The 14,927-nt window shown below is 65.4% G+C and carries 14 protein-coding genes; 11 read left to right on the top strand and 3 right to left on the bottom strand.

The features are described 5' to 3' along the window. Positions 1-123: 123 nt before the first annotated feature. The 6 genes from ACO06P_RS07995 (at position 124) to ACO06P_RS07970 (ending at position 4,879) form a co-directional block, all read left to right on the top strand. The gene (locus ACO06P_RS07995) at positions 124-1,314 is read left to right on the top strand and encodes an ABC transporter substrate-binding protein (RefSeq protein WP_420349476.1); all 1,191 of its coding nucleotides are present in this window, start codon (positions 124-126) and stop codon (positions 1,312-1,314) included. A 5-nt stretch (positions 1,315-1,319) separates the two neighbouring features. Then, entirely contained in the window at positions 1,320-2,279 is a 960-nt protein-coding gene (locus ACO06P_RS07990) for a YVTN family beta-propeller repeat protein (protein ID WP_420349475.1), read from the top strand. A 14-nt stretch (positions 2,280-2,293) separates the two neighbouring features. Next, a complete protein-coding gene (locus ACO06P_RS07985; RefSeq protein WP_420349474.1) occupies positions 2,294-2,746 on the top strand; it encodes a hypothetical protein in 453 nt (150 codons plus the stop codon). Beyond that, a complete protein-coding gene (locus ACO06P_RS07980; protein ID WP_420349473.1) occupies positions 2,743-3,480 on the top strand; it encodes an ABC transporter ATP-binding protein in 738 nt (245 codons plus the stop codon). Before ACO06P_RS07985 ends, ACO06P_RS07980 begins: the two co-directional genes overlap by 4 nt. After that, positions 3,477-4,268 (top strand): ABC transporter permease, encoded by a 792-nt coding sequence (locus ACO06P_RS07975; RefSeq protein ID WP_420349472.1) that lies wholly within the window; start codon positions 3,477-3,479, stop codon positions 4,266-4,268. The genes ACO06P_RS07980 and ACO06P_RS07975 overlap by 4 nt, the downstream gene beginning before the upstream one ends. 65 nt (positions 4,269-4,333) lie before the next feature. Further along, positions 4,334-4,879, top strand: a complete 546-nt coding sequence (locus ACO06P_RS07970; RefSeq protein WP_420349471.1) for a hypothetical protein — start codon at positions 4,334-4,336, stop codon at positions 4,877-4,879. Here the strand turns inward: ACO06P_RS07970 and ACO06P_RS07965 are convergent. Genes ACO06P_RS07965 through ACO06P_RS07955 form a run of 3 tightly spaced genes read right to left on the bottom strand, consistent with a single transcriptional unit; the run spans position 4,864 to position 7,286 of the window. Next, positions 4,864-5,520 carry an ATP-binding cassette domain-containing protein gene (locus tag ACO06P_RS07965; RefSeq protein WP_420349470.1) on the bottom strand — a complete coding sequence of 219 codons (657 nt, stop codon included), beginning with the start codon at positions 5,518-5,520 and terminating at the stop codon, positions 4,864-4,866. The two genes, ACO06P_RS07970 and ACO06P_RS07965, sit on opposite strands and share 16 nt — an antisense overlap. A gap of 7 nt (positions 5,521-5,527) precedes the next feature. Next, complete coding sequence (locus tag ACO06P_RS07960; protein ID WP_420349469.1) at positions 5,528-6,304, bottom strand: ABC transporter permease; 777 nt, start codon at positions 6,302-6,304, stop codon at positions 5,528-5,530. Continuing rightward, entirely contained in the window at positions 6,276-7,286 is a 1,011-nt protein-coding gene (locus ACO06P_RS07955) for an ABC transporter substrate-binding protein (protein ID WP_420349468.1), read from the bottom strand. Before ACO06P_RS07955 ends, ACO06P_RS07960 begins: the two co-directional genes overlap by 29 nt. A 286-nt stretch (positions 7,287-7,572) precedes the next feature. Between ACO06P_RS07955 and ACO06P_RS07950 the strand changes: the two genes are divergently transcribed. The 5 genes from ACO06P_RS07950 to ACO06P_RS07930 all read left to right on the top strand — a co-directional run bounded on the left by ACO06P_RS07950 (position 7,573) and on the right by ACO06P_RS07930 (position 14,920). After that, positions 7,573-9,339 (top strand): PQQ-dependent methanol/ethanol family dehydrogenase, encoded by a 1,767-nt coding sequence (locus ACO06P_RS07950; protein ID WP_420349467.1) that lies wholly within the window; start codon positions 7,573-7,575, stop codon positions 9,337-9,339. A 170-nt stretch (positions 9,340-9,509) separates the two neighbouring features. Beyond that, the gene (locus ACO06P_RS07945; RefSeq protein WP_420349466.1) at positions 9,510-10,223 is read left to right on the top strand and encodes a response regulator; all 714 of its coding nucleotides are present in this window, start codon (positions 9,510-9,512) and stop codon (positions 10,221-10,223) included. Between the two features lie 42 nt (positions 10,224-10,265). Continuing rightward, positions 10,266-11,438 (top strand): FIST N-terminal domain-containing protein, encoded by a 1,173-nt coding sequence (locus tag ACO06P_RS07940; RefSeq protein WP_420349465.1) that lies wholly within the window; start codon positions 10,266-10,268, stop codon positions 11,436-11,438. 4 nt (positions 11,439-11,442) lie between these two features. Next, entirely contained in the window at positions 11,443-13,692 is a 2,250-nt protein-coding gene (locus ACO06P_RS07935; protein ID WP_421935168.1) for a PAS-domain containing protein, read from the top strand. Between the two features lie 97 nt (positions 13,693-13,789). Then, positions 13,790-14,920 (top strand): 4Fe-4S dicluster domain-containing protein, encoded by a 1,131-nt coding sequence (locus ACO06P_RS07930; protein WP_420349463.1) that lies wholly within the window; start codon positions 13,790-13,792, stop codon positions 14,918-14,920. The last annotated feature ends 7 nt before the right edge of the window (positions 14,921-14,927 follow it).

Here is a 14,927-nt window from a genome sequence, read left to right as displayed (position 1 = left end):
TCTAAAGCGGCATGGGCATCGGGAATCTATGCGGCTCGTCCTACACAGTCCGGGCGTAAGACCATCGTCTTATTCGAGGCCCAGGGGTCTGCTGGTAACGTTTCGAAAAAAGGGAGGAAATCGATGCAGAGGCGTTTCCGTTCCGCACTGCTTGCGGTCACAGCCTTTGCAGTCCTGGCGACTGTGGCCCCGGCTTCGGGACAGAACAAGGTAGCGGTCAAGATCGCTTACCTGGAGCAGCAGGTCGATCTGCCGCCCACCTTGTCGAACCTCGATCCCCTGCCGGAGGACCTGGGCCTGGCCGGTGCCGAACTTGGTGTTAAAGACAACGCCACGACCGGAAGCTTTCTCGGTCACGACTACAGCCTGACCGTTGTCACCGTTCCGCCTGGGGAGGACTTTCTTGCTGCGGGCCGGGCCGCCCTTGCGGAAAGCAGCCTTTTGGTCGTGAAGGCACCGGCCGAGAGTCTCACCGCCCTGGCCGACCTGCCGGAGGCGGCTAGCGCCCTTGTGTTCAACGCCTCGGCCCAGGACGGTCGCCTGCGCGACGCGGACTGCCGGCCCAACCTGTTCCACACCATCGTCAGCTATGGCATGCGCGCCGATGCATTGGCGCAGCTCATGAGCAAGAAACGCTGGAGCGACTGGGCGCTGGTCGAAGGCAGCTACCCCGGCGACACCGCTTTTGCCGAAGCCCTGAGGACTTCGGCGCAGAAGTTCGGCCTTTCGATCAGCAGCGAGCGGCAATGGGTCTTCGATGCCGACATGCGCCGCAATGCTGCACAGGAAGTGCCGCTCTTCACGCAGACTCTGGGCGACCATGATGTGCTGGTGGTGGCCGACGAACTGGGCGACTTCGGCCGCTACATTCTCTACAACACCTGGGAGCCGCGGCCGGTCGCGGGGTCCGAAGGCGTTGCGCCGCGCGCATGGTCTTCTGTCGTCGAACAGTGGGGGGCCGCTCAGCTTCAGAACCGCTTCGAAGACCTGGCCGAACGCCGGATGTTCTCCGAGGACTACGCCGCCTGGGCGGCGGTGCGCAGCATCGGCGAGGCCGTGACCCGCACCGGCGTGGCGGAAGCAGACGCTCTGCGCGATTACATTCTGTCCGATGCCTTCGAGCTTGCCGGCTTCAAGGGCCGCCCGATGAGCTTTCGCGCCTGGAACGGCCAGCTGCGCCAGCCGGTGCCGCTGGTTCATCCCCGCGCCCTCGTCGCGCTGGCGCCGCTGGAAGGTTTTCTGCATCAACGCAGCGAGCTGGATACCCTCGGCCTCGACGCGCCGGAATCCGCCTGCCGTGCTTTTGGGGAGTGACCGCAATGATGAGAACGATCCTGGCAGCCACCTTTTTGACCCTCGCCGCGCCTGCCGGCGCCGCTGAAATCTGGGTCAGCAACGAAAAGGACGACACAATCAGCGTCATCGACGTGGAGACGCTGGAAGTCGTGCGTACCATTCCCACCGGGGAGCGCCCGCGCGGCATCACTTTTTCCAAGGACTACAGCCGGCTCTACATCTGCGCTTCCGACAGCGACACGGTGCAGGTGATGGATCCGGAGACCGGCGAGATCCTGCATGAACTGCCGTCTGGTGAGGACCCGGAGCAGTTCGTCCTCCATCCCAACGACCGGCATCTCTACATCGCCAATGAAGACGATGCGGTGACCACTGTGGTCGACACCGAAACGCGCAAGGTGATCGCGCAGATCAACGTCGGCATCGAACCGGAAGGCATGGCCGTCTCGCCGGACGGCAAGATCGTCATCACCACCTCCGAGACCACCAACATGGCGCATTGGATCGATACCGAAAGCAAGTCGATCTTCGCCAACACGCTGGTGGACTCGCGCCCGCGCCATGCCGAATTCATCAAGGAGGGGGGCGAGCTCTGGGTGAGCGCGGAAATCGGCGGTACGATCTCGGTCTTCAATGTTGCCGATCAGTCGGAAGTCACGAAGATCCGCTTCGAGGTGCAGGGCGTCCATGAGGACCGCGTGCAGCCGGTCGGCTTCGAGTTCACCGCGGACGAGAAGCGCGCCTTCGTCGCCCTCGGTCCCTCGAACCATGTGGCGGTGGTCAACGCCGAGACCTACGAGGTAGAGAAGTACATTCTGGTCGGCCGGCGTGTCTGGCACATGGACTTCTCGCCCGACCGGTCACTGCTGTTCACGACCAACGGTGTCTCCGGCGATGTCACGGTCATCGACGTTGCCGCCCTGGAGCCCATCAAGACCATAAAAGTCGGCCGCTTCCCCTGGGGCGCGGCGGCAAGACCCTGAGGGAGGAAAACACGATGAGGGGAATTCTAGTCGCACTGGGCATGGCCGTTGCACTGCCATCGGCCGCTCTTGCGGATCAGCACGGCAGCGAGGAGAACAGGTTCGGTCTGGCGGGGCTGTTGTCCGGCTCCAACAAGGAGGATCTGCCGAGCCTGACCCTGGCGGCGGGCGAACCCATCGCCGAAGCGCCGCTGATGCTGAAGTCCGGCACCTATTATGAGATCGAGATCGAAGCCGACGGCTCGGCCGAACTGGCCCTGGCCGGGGCCGGGTTCTTCCGCGCGATCTGGATCGACGAGATCGTCATCGAAGGGCTGGAAATCCGTCCGCTCGGGCTCGACAGCGTGGAGTTCGACGAGGCCGGCACCATGGAGATCGGCTTCGTCGCCATCAAGCCCGGCCGCTACGAGTTGAAGATCCCCGGATCGACCGGCGAGAACCAACGGGTCGACATCATCATCCAGTGACGCCGGATGGCGGCAGCGGGCTGACGGTTTCCCATGTCAGCTATGCCTACGGCAGCAAGGAGGCGCTGAAGGACGTCAGCTTCTCCGTTGCCCGGCGCCGCTTCTGTGCCCTGCTGGGGCCGAACGGCGCCGGCAAGTCGACGCTCTTCGCCCTGCTGACCCGGCTCTTCGTCAGCCCCGACGGACGTATCGAAGTTGCCGGAATCGATCTGGCCAGGACTCCGCGGGCGGCGCTGGCGCGGATCGGCATCGTCTTTCAGCAACCGACCCTCGATCTCGAACTGACCGTGCGGCGGAACCTGACCTACTTCGCCGCCCTGCATGGTCTTTCCGGGCGCGCCGCGGCCCAGCGGATCGAGGCTGCCCTGGATCGCCTCGACATGCGCGAACGCGCCGATGAGCGCGCGCGGGAACTGAACGGCGGCCACCGGCGGCGCACGGAGATCGCGCGCTGCCTGGTTCATAACCCGGAAGTCATTCTGCTGGATGAGCCGACGGTGGGCCTGGATGCGGCCAGCCGCCGGGCGATCACCGACTATGTGCACCGGCTCTGCGCAGAAGACGGCCTGACGGTGCTCTGGGCGACCCATCTCGTCGACGAGGTGAAGCCAGAGGACCAGCTTCTCGTTCTGCATCGCGGGCGCATTCTGGCGGAGGGCCTTGCCGCCGAGGTCGCAGGGGACAGGCCCCTGGCCGATGCCTTTCTCTCGATGACCGCGGCGGAAGCCTCGTGAGCGCCTACCTCATCTGCCTCTATGCCATCCTGGAGCGCGAGTCGCTGCGCTTCGTCGGCCAGCGTGGCCGCTTCATCGCGGCCCTGGTGCGCCCGCTGGTCTGGCTGCTGGTCTTCGCTGCCGGCTTTCGCGCCGCCCTGGGGCTCTCGATCACGCCGCCCTACGAGACCTACATCACCTACGAGGTCTACATCGTGCCGGGGCTCTGCGGCATGATCCAGCTCTTCAACGGCATGCAGAGCTCCCTCAGCCTGGTCTACGACCGCGAGATGGGATCGATGCGGCTGCTGCTGACCAGCCCCATGCCGCGCTGGTGGCTGCTGCTCTGCAAGCTGCTGGCGGGCGTGACCATCTCCATCTTCCAGGTCTATGCTTTTCTCGCCATTGCCGCGGCTTTCGGCATCGTTCTGCCCTGGGCCGGCTACCTGCTGGCGCTGCCGGCGTTGGTTATCAGCGGGCTCACACTGGGGGCGCTGGGCCTAGCGCTTTCCTCCATCATCCGCCAGCTGGAGAACTTCGCCGGGGTGATGAACTTCGTCATCTTTCCCATGTTCTTTCTGTCTTCGGCGCTCTATCCGCTCTGGCGCATGGCGGAGAGCTCCGTGCTGCTTCGCGACATCTGCGCCGTGAATCCCTTTACGCATGCGGTCGAATTGATTCGCTTTGCCCTCTACGCTGAGGTGAACGGCCCGGCCCTGGGCTGGACGCTGCTCGCGCTCACCATCTTCATGGCCCTTGCGCTCTGGGGCTACGACCCGGCGCGGGGACTTATCCGACGAAAGGGCTAGGGTAGCGCGGTCGCTCTCTCCGTCGGTTCGCGCTATACTGCCTGGCAGCGAGAGGAGCAGGCGCTATGAGAAAGCTGCTGCTGATAGGGTGTCTCTGTCTGCTGCCGGGCCTGGCGCAGGCCGAGGACGAGACCCTCGAACACGGGACCCTGAACCCGGAAGAAATGTCCCTCAACACCGTGATGCAAAAAGCGCTGCGGGGTGAGGTCGACATGGTGACCTGCGCCCAGGGTTACTTCATCACCAAGTCCGGGCGCCACGCCATGGCGCGACAGCTCTTCGAGCGCTGCGCCGAAGCGGGCTACACGGGCGCCATGACCTGGATGGCGCAGCTTGACGACAACGGCCTCGGCGCGCCGGAAAACCCGGAGGCTGCGGCCGCCTGGGACCGGCGCGCGGCCGAGGCGGGGGACCCGGTGGGACAGTTCAACTACGGCCTGGATCTGATGCGCGGGCGCGGCGTCGCCCAGGACATGGCCCTCGGCCGCAGCTACGTCGATCAGGCGGCAGCAGCCGGCCTGCAGGTGGCAAAGCGCCTTCAGGATGCGGGCTATGACCTCGACGAGGTCACGCCGGATGCCGACAACTGGAAGTATCAGGTTCTGTTCTGATCCCTGACCCGGCTCTGATCCCTGACCCGGCGACGGGGCCCGTTCGGGGCATCCTCCACGATCCTGGCGGGCGTACCTTCCAGTCGGACGACCCGGCTGGCGAGGTGCGCGGCCTCCATGTGGGAATGGGTGACGAAGATCGTGGCGGTCCGCCGCGTTGCCAGCAGACGTTTGGTCAACTCCAGCATTTCGCCGGTCAGAGCCGGGTCCAGCGAGACGAAGGGCTCGTCCATCAGCAGCAGATCCGGCTCCGCCGCGAAGGCGCGGGCCAAAGCCAGACGCCGTTGCTGGCCGAGCGAGAGCTGGGTGGGAAAACGGTCGCCCATCCCCGCCAGGCCCACTTCGGCAAGCAGGGCGTCCGCCTTTTCGGGCCCGGCGCCGGTGGTCAGGCAGATGTTGTCGCGCGCCGAGCGCCAGGGCAGCAGCGTCGGTTCCTGAAAGACCATGGCCAGCTGTTCGGGCCTGCGGACCCGGCCCTCGAAATCCTCGTCGAGGCCGGCGACGATCCGCAACAGGGTGGTTTTGCCGATGCCGGAGGGTCCGGTCACGGCCAGGGTTTCCTGCGCCTCCAGATCGAAGGCGATCGGCCCCAGCACGGCGGTGCCGGGATAGCGCTTCTCGGTGATCGCGACAGAGATCATGTTCCGGTCATACCCGCCGCCAGCGGGCCGCTCGGGCTTCCCAGGGGCGCAGCACGAAGGTTTCGATCGCCAGCATGACGGCGATGAAGCTGAGCGCATAGACCAGAATCATCCCGACGTCGAAAAGCTGAAAGTAGAGGTGGATCTGGAAGCCGATGCCGTTGCTGCGTCCCAGAAACTCCACCACCAGAACGATCTTCCAGATGAGCGATATGCCGGATCGGCCGGCAGAGGCGAAGAAAGGCGCAAGCTGCGGGACGATGACGTGCCTGAGCCGGGCCCCGCGATCCATGCGGAACACCCGCGCCATGTCCTCCAGCGCCGGGTCGAGCGCCCGCGCGCCCTCGCGGATCGTCACGACCACCGTCGGAATCTTGTTCAGCGCCACCGCCAGGATCGCGGCGGCCTCGTTGAGCCCGATCCAAAGGTAGCAGAGCACGATCGTGACCAGGGCCGGCAGGTTCAGAAAGAAGATGAGCCAGGGGTCCAGCCAGCGGTCGGCGCGGCGGCTGCGGCCCATGATCATGCCGATGGCGCTGCCGATGGACATGGCGACGACGAAGGCCAAGACCACGCGCGCCAGGGTCGCGCTCAGGTGCCGCAGCAGTTCGCCGGAGGCCAGCTCCTGAACCGCCAGCGGCGCGATCTGCCAGGGTGCCGGCAGCAGTTCAGGGTCGCCGCCGGCCAGGGCCAGGACCGACCAGCCCGTCAGCAGCCCGGCCAGCGAGAGCAGGGGAACCCAGGGTTGCCGGGCGTCAGCTCCCGGCTTCGACAAAGAGCCCATCGGGAAGATCGCTGGCCAGCCCCACGAGGTCGCTGCCGCCCAGACGCGCCATCAGCGCCAGCAGGGCGGCCGCCGAGTCCTCGTCGACCGGGCCCGGTGCCGGGATGCCGGCGCGGAAGCCGGCCTTCAGAGCCGCGAACTCGGCGTCGGAGGCCGCTTTCATGCGGGGGCGCAGGCGCTCCCACTCTGCATCGTCTTCGGCGAGCAGGGCCTTGGCGCTGCGCGATGCCGCCGCGAGACCGGACACCAGCTGCGGCTTGTCACGCAGCATCTCACCCTTCACCACGTAGCCGAGCAGCGGCGTTTCCGGGTCGAGCCCCAGGTCTTCCGCGGCCTCGGCCACCGAAATCAGGCGCCGCATGCCGGCCGCCTCCATCTTGGCCATGAAGTGCCAGTAGTTGATGGCCCCGCCCAGCTCGCCGCCGAGCGCGGATTTGAAGATCAGCGGCGGCGCGCCGAAGACCTGCTCCGTCTCCTTTGCCAGGTCGATGCCGTGGGCCTGCTCTGCCAGGGCGCGCAGGATGATCCAGCTCTTGTCCAGGGGGCCGCCGGCCACCCCGATCTTCTGTCCTTTGAGATCGGCGAGAGTCCGGGCCGTGCTGTCGGCGGACACCACGATGCCGCCCACGGCCTTGGAATAGGGGATGAAGACATAGTCCTTGCCGGCGGCGCGCTGGCGGGCGACCCAGATCCAGTCCGAGACGATGACATCGGCTTCGCCGCCCTGGAACGCCACCTTGGCGGCCGCCCCGCCGGCCATGCCCTGCACCTGCAGTTCGAAGCCGTTGGCCCGGTCCAGGCCGTGATGCGCGATGGTGTCCAATTCCCAGTTGACCGTTCCGAACTTCAGAACGGAGACCCGCAGGACCGGCGTCTCGGCCAGCGCAGCGGCAGCGGCCAGGAACACCGCCAGCGCCCCGATCAACGCCCCGGCCAGCGCAATCGCCAACTGCCGGCTTCGACGTCCTCCGGTGAGCCTCATGGCGCAGCCTCCCTAGTTTACTGCCTTTTTTGCCTGTTATGGCTTCAGACTACAGCTTCCGCGGAAACTTGGAATACGACCAAGGCAGCACATCGTTTTGTTCCGGGTTTTGTTCCGGGTTTTGTTCCGGGTTTTGCTCCGGGTTTTGTTCCGGCCGTTTCGGCTACGACCATGGTGCAATTTTCAAGCCGCCGCCGGCCAAGGGATACTCCAGACTGCACGGAAGGCCGGCCGCAGCCGGCGACTTCGGAATCGGCCGTGGCGAACGCGGCGAGGGAGGAAAGACATGCATCGGTTCTTGCTTGTAGCGACCGCCGGCGTCCTTGCGTCCGGCGTGGCGCAGGCGCAGGTGACGGAAGACGACCTGCAAAACGACCAGTCCGTTACGACCCAGATCGTCACCAACGGCATGGGGCGCCACCTTCAGCGCTACAGCCCGCTGGACATCATCAACACCTCCAACGTCAAGAACCTGGTGCCTGCCTGGGCCTTTTCCTTTGGTGGGGAGAAGCAGCGCGGCCAGGAAAGCCAGCCGCTGATCTACGACGGTGTCATGTATGTGACCGGTTCGTATTCCCGGCTCTACGCCATCGACGTCAAGACCGGAGAGGAGATCTGGCAGTACGACGCCCGCCTGCCGGAAGGCATCCTGCCCTGCTGCGACGTGGTCAACCGCGGCGCCGCGATCTATGGCGACAAGGTTTACTTCGGAACGCTGGACGCCCGCATCGTCGCCCTCGACCGCAAGACCGGCGACGTCGTCTGGCGCAAGAAGATCGCCGACTACAAGGCGGGATACTCCTACACCGCCGCACCGCTGATCGTGAACGGCCTGATCATCACCGGCAATTCCGGCGGCGAGTTCGGGGTCGTCGGCGAGGTGCAGGCGCGCGATGCCGAGACCGGCGACATGGTCTGGACGCGCCCGGTCATCGAAGGGCACATGGGCACCTTCAAGGGCGAAGAGTCGACCATGACCGGCACCCTCAACGCGACCTGGCCGGGCGACATGTGGAAGACCGGCGGCGGGGCCACCTGGCTCGGCGGCAGCTACGATGCCGAAACCGACACCCTGGTTTTCGGCACCGGCAACCCGGCGCCCTGGAACAGCCACCTGCGCAACGCGGGCGAGCCCAGGCCCGACAATTCCGGCGACAACCTCTATGCCGCTTCGCGCCTGGGGATCGACCCTGCCAACGGCGAGATCAAGTGGCACTTTCAGACCACGCCGCGCGAAGGCTGGGACTTCGACGGCGTCAACGAGGTGATTCCCTTCGAAGACGCCAACGGCAACAAGCGCTACGCAACCGCGGACCGCAACGGCTTCTTCTATGTGCTGAACCGCGAGGACGGCGCCTTCGTCGACGCTTTCCCCTTTGTGAAAGACATCACCTGGGCAGAGGGCATCGACGAGAACGGCCGTCCTGTCTTCGTGGAAGACAACCGCCCCGGCGATCCGGCGGCTGCGGCCGACGGCGCGAAAGGCGAGAACGTCTTCTCGATTCCCTCCTTCCTCGGCGGCAAGAACTGGATGCCCATGGCCTACAGCCAGAAGACCGGGCTGTTCTATATTCCTTCGAACGAGTGGGGCATGGACATCTGGAACGAGCCGATCTCCTACAAGAAGGGCGCGGCCTATCTCGGCGCCGGCTTTACCATCAAGCCGCTATTCGAGGATTACATCGGCTCGTTGAAGGCCTTCGATCCCCTCACCGGCGAGGTGAAGTGGGAGTACAAGAACAACGCGCCGCTGTGGAGCGGGGTGATGACGACCGCGGGCGGCCTGGTCTTCGCCGGCACGCCGGAAGGCCATCTGAAGGCCTTCAACGACGAGACCGGCGAGGAGCTCTGGTCCTTCCAGACCGGCTCCGGCGTTGTCGGCCAGCCCATCACCTGGGAGATGGACGGCGAGCAGTACGTTGCCGTGCTTTCCGGCTGGGGCGGCGCGGTCCCGCTGTGGGGCGGCGAGGTGGCCAAAAAGGTGAACTATCTCAACCAGGGCGGCCTCGTCTGGGTCTTCAAGGTGCCGAAGCAGCTGGCTTCGTCCGACTAAGGAACGCTAGGTTTCCGCGGGAGGCGCAGCCGTCAGGCTGCGCCTCTTCGTTTTGCAGCAGGGAGCGGTCTAGGTCTTTAGTCGGGTATCGCGCCCCGGCGCCATGCGCTACCCTGAAAAACAAGACAAGGTGAGGGCGGACAGCGGGAGCCAGAGACAGGATGCCGGCCATGTCAACCACGCGCGCAGAGCAGCCAGAGGTCATCAGCCTCACGACGGCGCTGGTTGTCGACGATCATCCGCTGTTTTGCGAGGCGCTCTCCATGACCTTGAAGTCGGCCATCAAGGTCGGCAAGGTTGTCACCGCGGAACGTCTGGAAGAGGCCATCGCTCTCATCCGCAACGGGCTCGTGCCCGATGTGGTGCTGCTCGACCTGAACCTTCCCGACGTCAACGGGCTGGACGGACTGGTGCGCGTGAAGACCGCCGCTGCCGAAGTGCCCATCATCGTTGTCTCCTCGCTGGCGGAAAACCGCATCGTGAATTCGGCCATTCAGGCCGGCGCGTCGGGTTTCGTTCCCAAGCACAGCCAGCGCGACGTCTTTCTGCGTGCCTTTTCGGAGATCTGGTCTGGCGGGGTCTATCTGCCGGAGGGCTTCGTGCCCGTGGAGCGCGATGCGGCGGCGCCGCTTTCGGCCGAGGAAGACGCGATCCGGCGCCTGACCCAGTTGACGCCGCAGCAAGCCCGCATCCTTCAATGCGTCTGTGAGGGAAAGCTAAACAAGCAAATTGCCTTCGATCTTTCGATCGCCGAGACGACGGTGAAGGCGCATGTGACCGCCATCCTACGCAAGCTGGGCGTCCAAAGCCGGACGCAGGCGGTTCTGTTGGCACAGAACGCCCATTTCGCAAAAATCTTGCAGGACAGCGACAAGGTCCCCTAACTTACCCCAAAAGAAACGAAGAACGCGTGTTGGGGAGGTCATATGGACGCACCGGTCTTGTCGCCGGCGGCCGCGACGCTTGCGCCAAGCGTCGTCAAGACCGCCCATGCGCCGGCCCAGGATCCTCGCGAAGGACTGGAAAGCCTTGCCCGCGCATTCGGCGGCGAAGAGATGAGTCTGGTGGTCCTCTTCGTCTCGCCCAGCGGCGATCTGTCGGCCATCGCCGCGCAGGCGGCGTCGGTTTTCGGTGATACGCCGGTCATCGGCTGCTCCACCGCCGGCGAGATCTCGCCACGTGGCTATACCGAGGACGAAATCGTCGCCGTCGGCTTCTCCAAGGATCACTTCGTCGCGCTCATCCAGTTCATCGCCGACCTCAAGGGCATGGTGCGCAACGATGTCGTGCGGTCCACGGTAAAGCTGCGGGGCGAACTTGCCCGCCTGGCGCCGCAGTGGACGTCCGAGTTTGCCTTTCTCATGGTCGACGGCCTTTCCCTGCTGGAGGATCAACTGGTTTCCGCGCTCAGCACTGCGCTGGGCCCGACCCCCCTGTTCGGCGGTTCCGCCGGCGACGGCCTGGATTTCAAGCAGACCTTCGTCATTCACGAGGGCCGGGTGCATCGCGATGCGGCGGTCTTGGCGCTGATCAGAACCGACTGCGCCATCAAGGTCTTCAACTTCGATCATCTGACGCCGACCGAGCGCAAGATGGTCGTGACCGAGGCGGACCCGGATCGCCGCGTCGTTCGGGAAATCAACGGTGAACCGGCGGCGCGCGAGTATGCCCGACTGGTCGGCATGGACCCCGAACAACTCTCGCCCTTCATCTTCGCAGCCCATCCCGTGGTCGTGAAGGTGGGCGGGAAGCACCACGTGCGCGCAATCCAGAAGGTCGAGCCCAATGGTGATCTGACGTTCTTTTCCGCCATCGACGAAGGCCTGGTGCTGACCCTAGCCGAGCCGCGGGATATCGCGGGCGACCTGGATTCCGCGCTCGGCAATCTCGCCCTGCGCAGCCGACCCGAAGCCATCATCGCCTGCGACTGCATTCTGCGGCGCGTCGAAGCGGCGCAGAAACAGTCCATCCGCGCACTGTCGGCCATCCTCTCGGCCAACAGAGTGGTCGGCTTCAGCACCTACGGCGAGCAGCTCAACTCCGTGCATGTCAATCAGACCATGACGGGCATCGCCATCTACCCGCCGCCTGCGGGATGATGCCGTGACCGCGCCATTCATCGACCCTGCCGACAGCCTGGAACGGCAAAACAGAAAGCTGCTGAAGATCACCTCGGTCCTGATGCGGCGGGTCGAGCAGGCGATGGACGACAGCGGCGCGGCCTACGCCCATTTCCAGCGCGCGCTGATGCTGGAAGAAGAGGTCCAGGCGCGGACCTGGGACCTGGAGCAGACCCTGGGGCTGCTCAATCAGTCGAATGCGGAACTCTCCCGCGCCAACAGGGCGGCGGAGCGCGCCCGTGCCGATCTGTCGAATGCGCTTGAGGCCGTGCAGGAGGGCTTTGCCCTCTTCAACGCGGACGACGTGATGGTCATGTGCAACAGCCGCTTCGGTATGCATATGCCCGATATCCGCGCCCAGCTTGCGCCGGGCCTTACCTTTCAGCGCTATGTCCAGCTTGTCAGCCAGAGCGCTCACCTGGCCCTGCCGGAAGGTGAGACGGCCGAAAGCTGGGCCGAGAAGCGCAAGCAGAAGCACAAAGAAAACCACGTGAACTTCAACGTGCGGATCACCGGTGACCGCTGGGTGCAGGTGAGCGAGCACCGCACCCCGGATCAGGGTACGGCGATCCTGCAGACCGACGTGACGGACATGATCCGGCTGGAGCGGCAGGAACGCGAAAAGCTGCTGGACGACCAGGCCCGTCTGATTCGCGCGACGCTGGAACACATCAACCAGGGCATCTGCATTTTCGACGACCAGCACCGACTCGTCGGCTGGAACCGGCGTCTTGCCGCGCTGTTGAACCCGCCGATGCATCTGCTGCGCGTGGGCACCAGCTTCGACCGCCTGCTCGAGCATTTCGGCCGCGACCTGACCTTCGCCAAGGGACAGTCCCTGCGTGGGGTTCGGGACTGGGTGCACCAGGAGAGCAGCCGACAGCCGCTGTCGCTGGAGGTGACGCGGCAAGGCAAAACGCATCTGGATGTCTTCGGCCAGGAGATGCCCGACAAAGGCTTCGTCATCAGCTTTACCGACGTGACCGGGGAGCGCGAGGCGATCGCAGCCCTCTCCGCGGTGAACGAGACCCTGGAGCAGCGCGTTCTTGACCGGACCCTGGCTCTGAAAGATGCGTTGGAAGTGGCCGAGCGGGCCAATGCCTCCAAGTCCCGCTTCGTCGCAGCCGCCAGCCACGACCTGCTGCAGCCGCTGTCCGCGGCCAAGCTGTTCCTCTCCTCGCTCGCCAGCATGGATCTCAGCGAGGAGCCGCTGGTCGTGACCCAACGAATCGAGAGCGCGCTCAACAGCGTCGAGTCGATCCTGGCCGCCTTGCTGGACATTTCCAAACTGGACTCCGGACGGGCCTCGGTCGAGCTTTCGACCTTTCCGATGAACCAGGTTCTGGCACCACTGCGCGACGAGTTTCAGCCGCTTGCCCGCAAAAAAGGCCTGGACCTGCGGGTGGTCGGCTGCGATGCCGTTGTGAAGAGCGACCCTTCCTATCTGCGCAGGATCCTGCAGAACCTGATTGCCAACGCAATCCGCTACACAGGCTCCGGGAAGGTTGTCGTCGGCGCGCGCCATCGGGACGACACCCTCAGCGTCGAGGTCTGGGACACGGGCCCCGGTATCCCGGAGGACAAGCGGGAGACGATTTTCAAGGAGTTCCAGCGCCTCGAAACCGCAGGTCCGTCCGGCGAGGGCGTAGGATTGGGGCTCGCCATTGTCGAGCGTGCCTGCGCACTGCTGAACCACCCCTTGCGCCTTCATTCGCAGGTCGGCGCCGGTACCGGGTTCATGGTGTCGCTGCCCAGGAGCCGAGGACCGGTCCGACCGGAAGCTGCGCATGTCCCCGAGGCGGCAGGCGATAAGGCCGGGGCCCATGTGATCGCCCTGGTGATCGAGAACGACAAGGACGTGCGCTGGGCAATGGCGACCCTGTTGGAGACCTGGGGCGTCAGCGTCTTCGACGTTCGTGACCAGGCTGAGGCGCTGGCGCTGTTGCGGGAGGTCGGCGTGGCGCCGGACATTCTGCTTGTCGACTACCAACTGGATCGTGGGGAGAACGGGCTCGACGCAATTGACGCCCTGCGCGCCGAGTACGGCCGGCTGCCGGCGGCGCTCATCACCGCGAACCGCTCCCAGGACCTCCGCAAGAGCTGTGACACAAAGGGGATCGGCTATCTCAACAAGCCGATCAAGCCGGCGGAACTGCGCCAGCTTCTCCAGGCCCTGGGGCCGCATCCGGTTCCGGCCTTGCGGGGCGACCCCGGTCAGAACGCAGCGGAATAGGCGGCAAGCGCCAATTTGATCTCGCTCATTCCCTGCGACGCCGGGCCATGCGATGAAACGGGTGCAGCCTGCCAAACCGCTGAGAGGAGTGACGGCTTTGGACCGCGCCGCCCCCGAACCTGCCGATCGATCCATCGTGATCCCCGCCGAGAGTCTCGGCGATCTGATCGCTGCTCTGAAGAGCGAGGGCTATCAGGTCTGGGGGGCGCAGGAACGCGACGGGGCGCTGGGCCTCGCGCCGCTCGCCGGGGCCGCGGACTTGCCGCGTGGCCGGGTCGAGGCCGCCCAGCCCGGCACGGTGACGCTGGTGGACGGGCCGCGCGCGGCCTTTTTCGACCATACCCTGCCCATGCAGGGGCTGAAGCGCGTGGTCTATCCGGCGCAGGAACGCCTCTGCGCCGCGACGGACGCCATGACGCTGGAAGAAGACCCGGTCGAAGCGCCACCCCTTGCGGTGATTGGCGTCCGCCCCTGCGATCTGGCCGCTCTCAACACCCTGACCGCCGTCTTTGAGGCGGGCCCTTTCGTCGACGGCCGTTTCCGGCAGCGGCGCGAGGCCCTGTTTCTGGTGGCTGTCAACTGCATGCGGCCGGCGACTACCTGCTTCTGCGCCTCGATGAACACCGGCCCGCGGGCGGAAGCGGGATTCGATCTCGTCCTTGACGAAATCATCGATGCGGACCGCCATGACTTCATCGTCACTGCCGGCAGTCCGCGGGGGCACGCCGTTCTTGACGCATTGTCCGGCGAAAACGCGGCAGAGGCGGACCTCGAAACCGCTCGTGCGGGCTCGCGGGCCTGCGCCGAAGCGCAGTCGCGGGGTATGCCGGAGAGAATCGAGGTCCTGCTGAAGGAAAGCTACGAGCATCCGCATTGGTCCGAAGTGGCGGAGCGCTGCCTGAGTTGCGCCAACTGCACGCTGGTCTGCCCGACCTGCTTCTGCTCGACCGTGGAAGATCGTTCCTCGCTTGATGGTGCGCAGGCGGAGCGATGGCGGCGCTGGGACAGCTGCTTCGGGCTCGACTTCAGCTATCTGCACGGCGGCGCCGTGCGCACGGAAACCGCCTCGCGCTACCGCCAGTGGATGACCCACAAGCTCTCGCACTGGCATGACCAGTTCGGCATGTCCGGCTGTGTGGGCTGCGGGCGCTGCATCGGCTGGTGCCCCGTGGGGATCGACATCACGGCGGAGGCGCGGGTCCTCGAGGCATCGGAGCAGGCCGCCTGAGCTTAGT

The sequence above is a fragment of the Pelagibius sp. genome, assembly GCF_965227505.1.
Taxonomy (GTDB): Bacteria; Pseudomonadota; Alphaproteobacteria; order Kiloniellales; family Kiloniellaceae; genus Pelagibius.
Note: the sequence above shows the minus strand (reverse complement) of the source record. Positions and strands in the feature narration are given on the sequence as shown.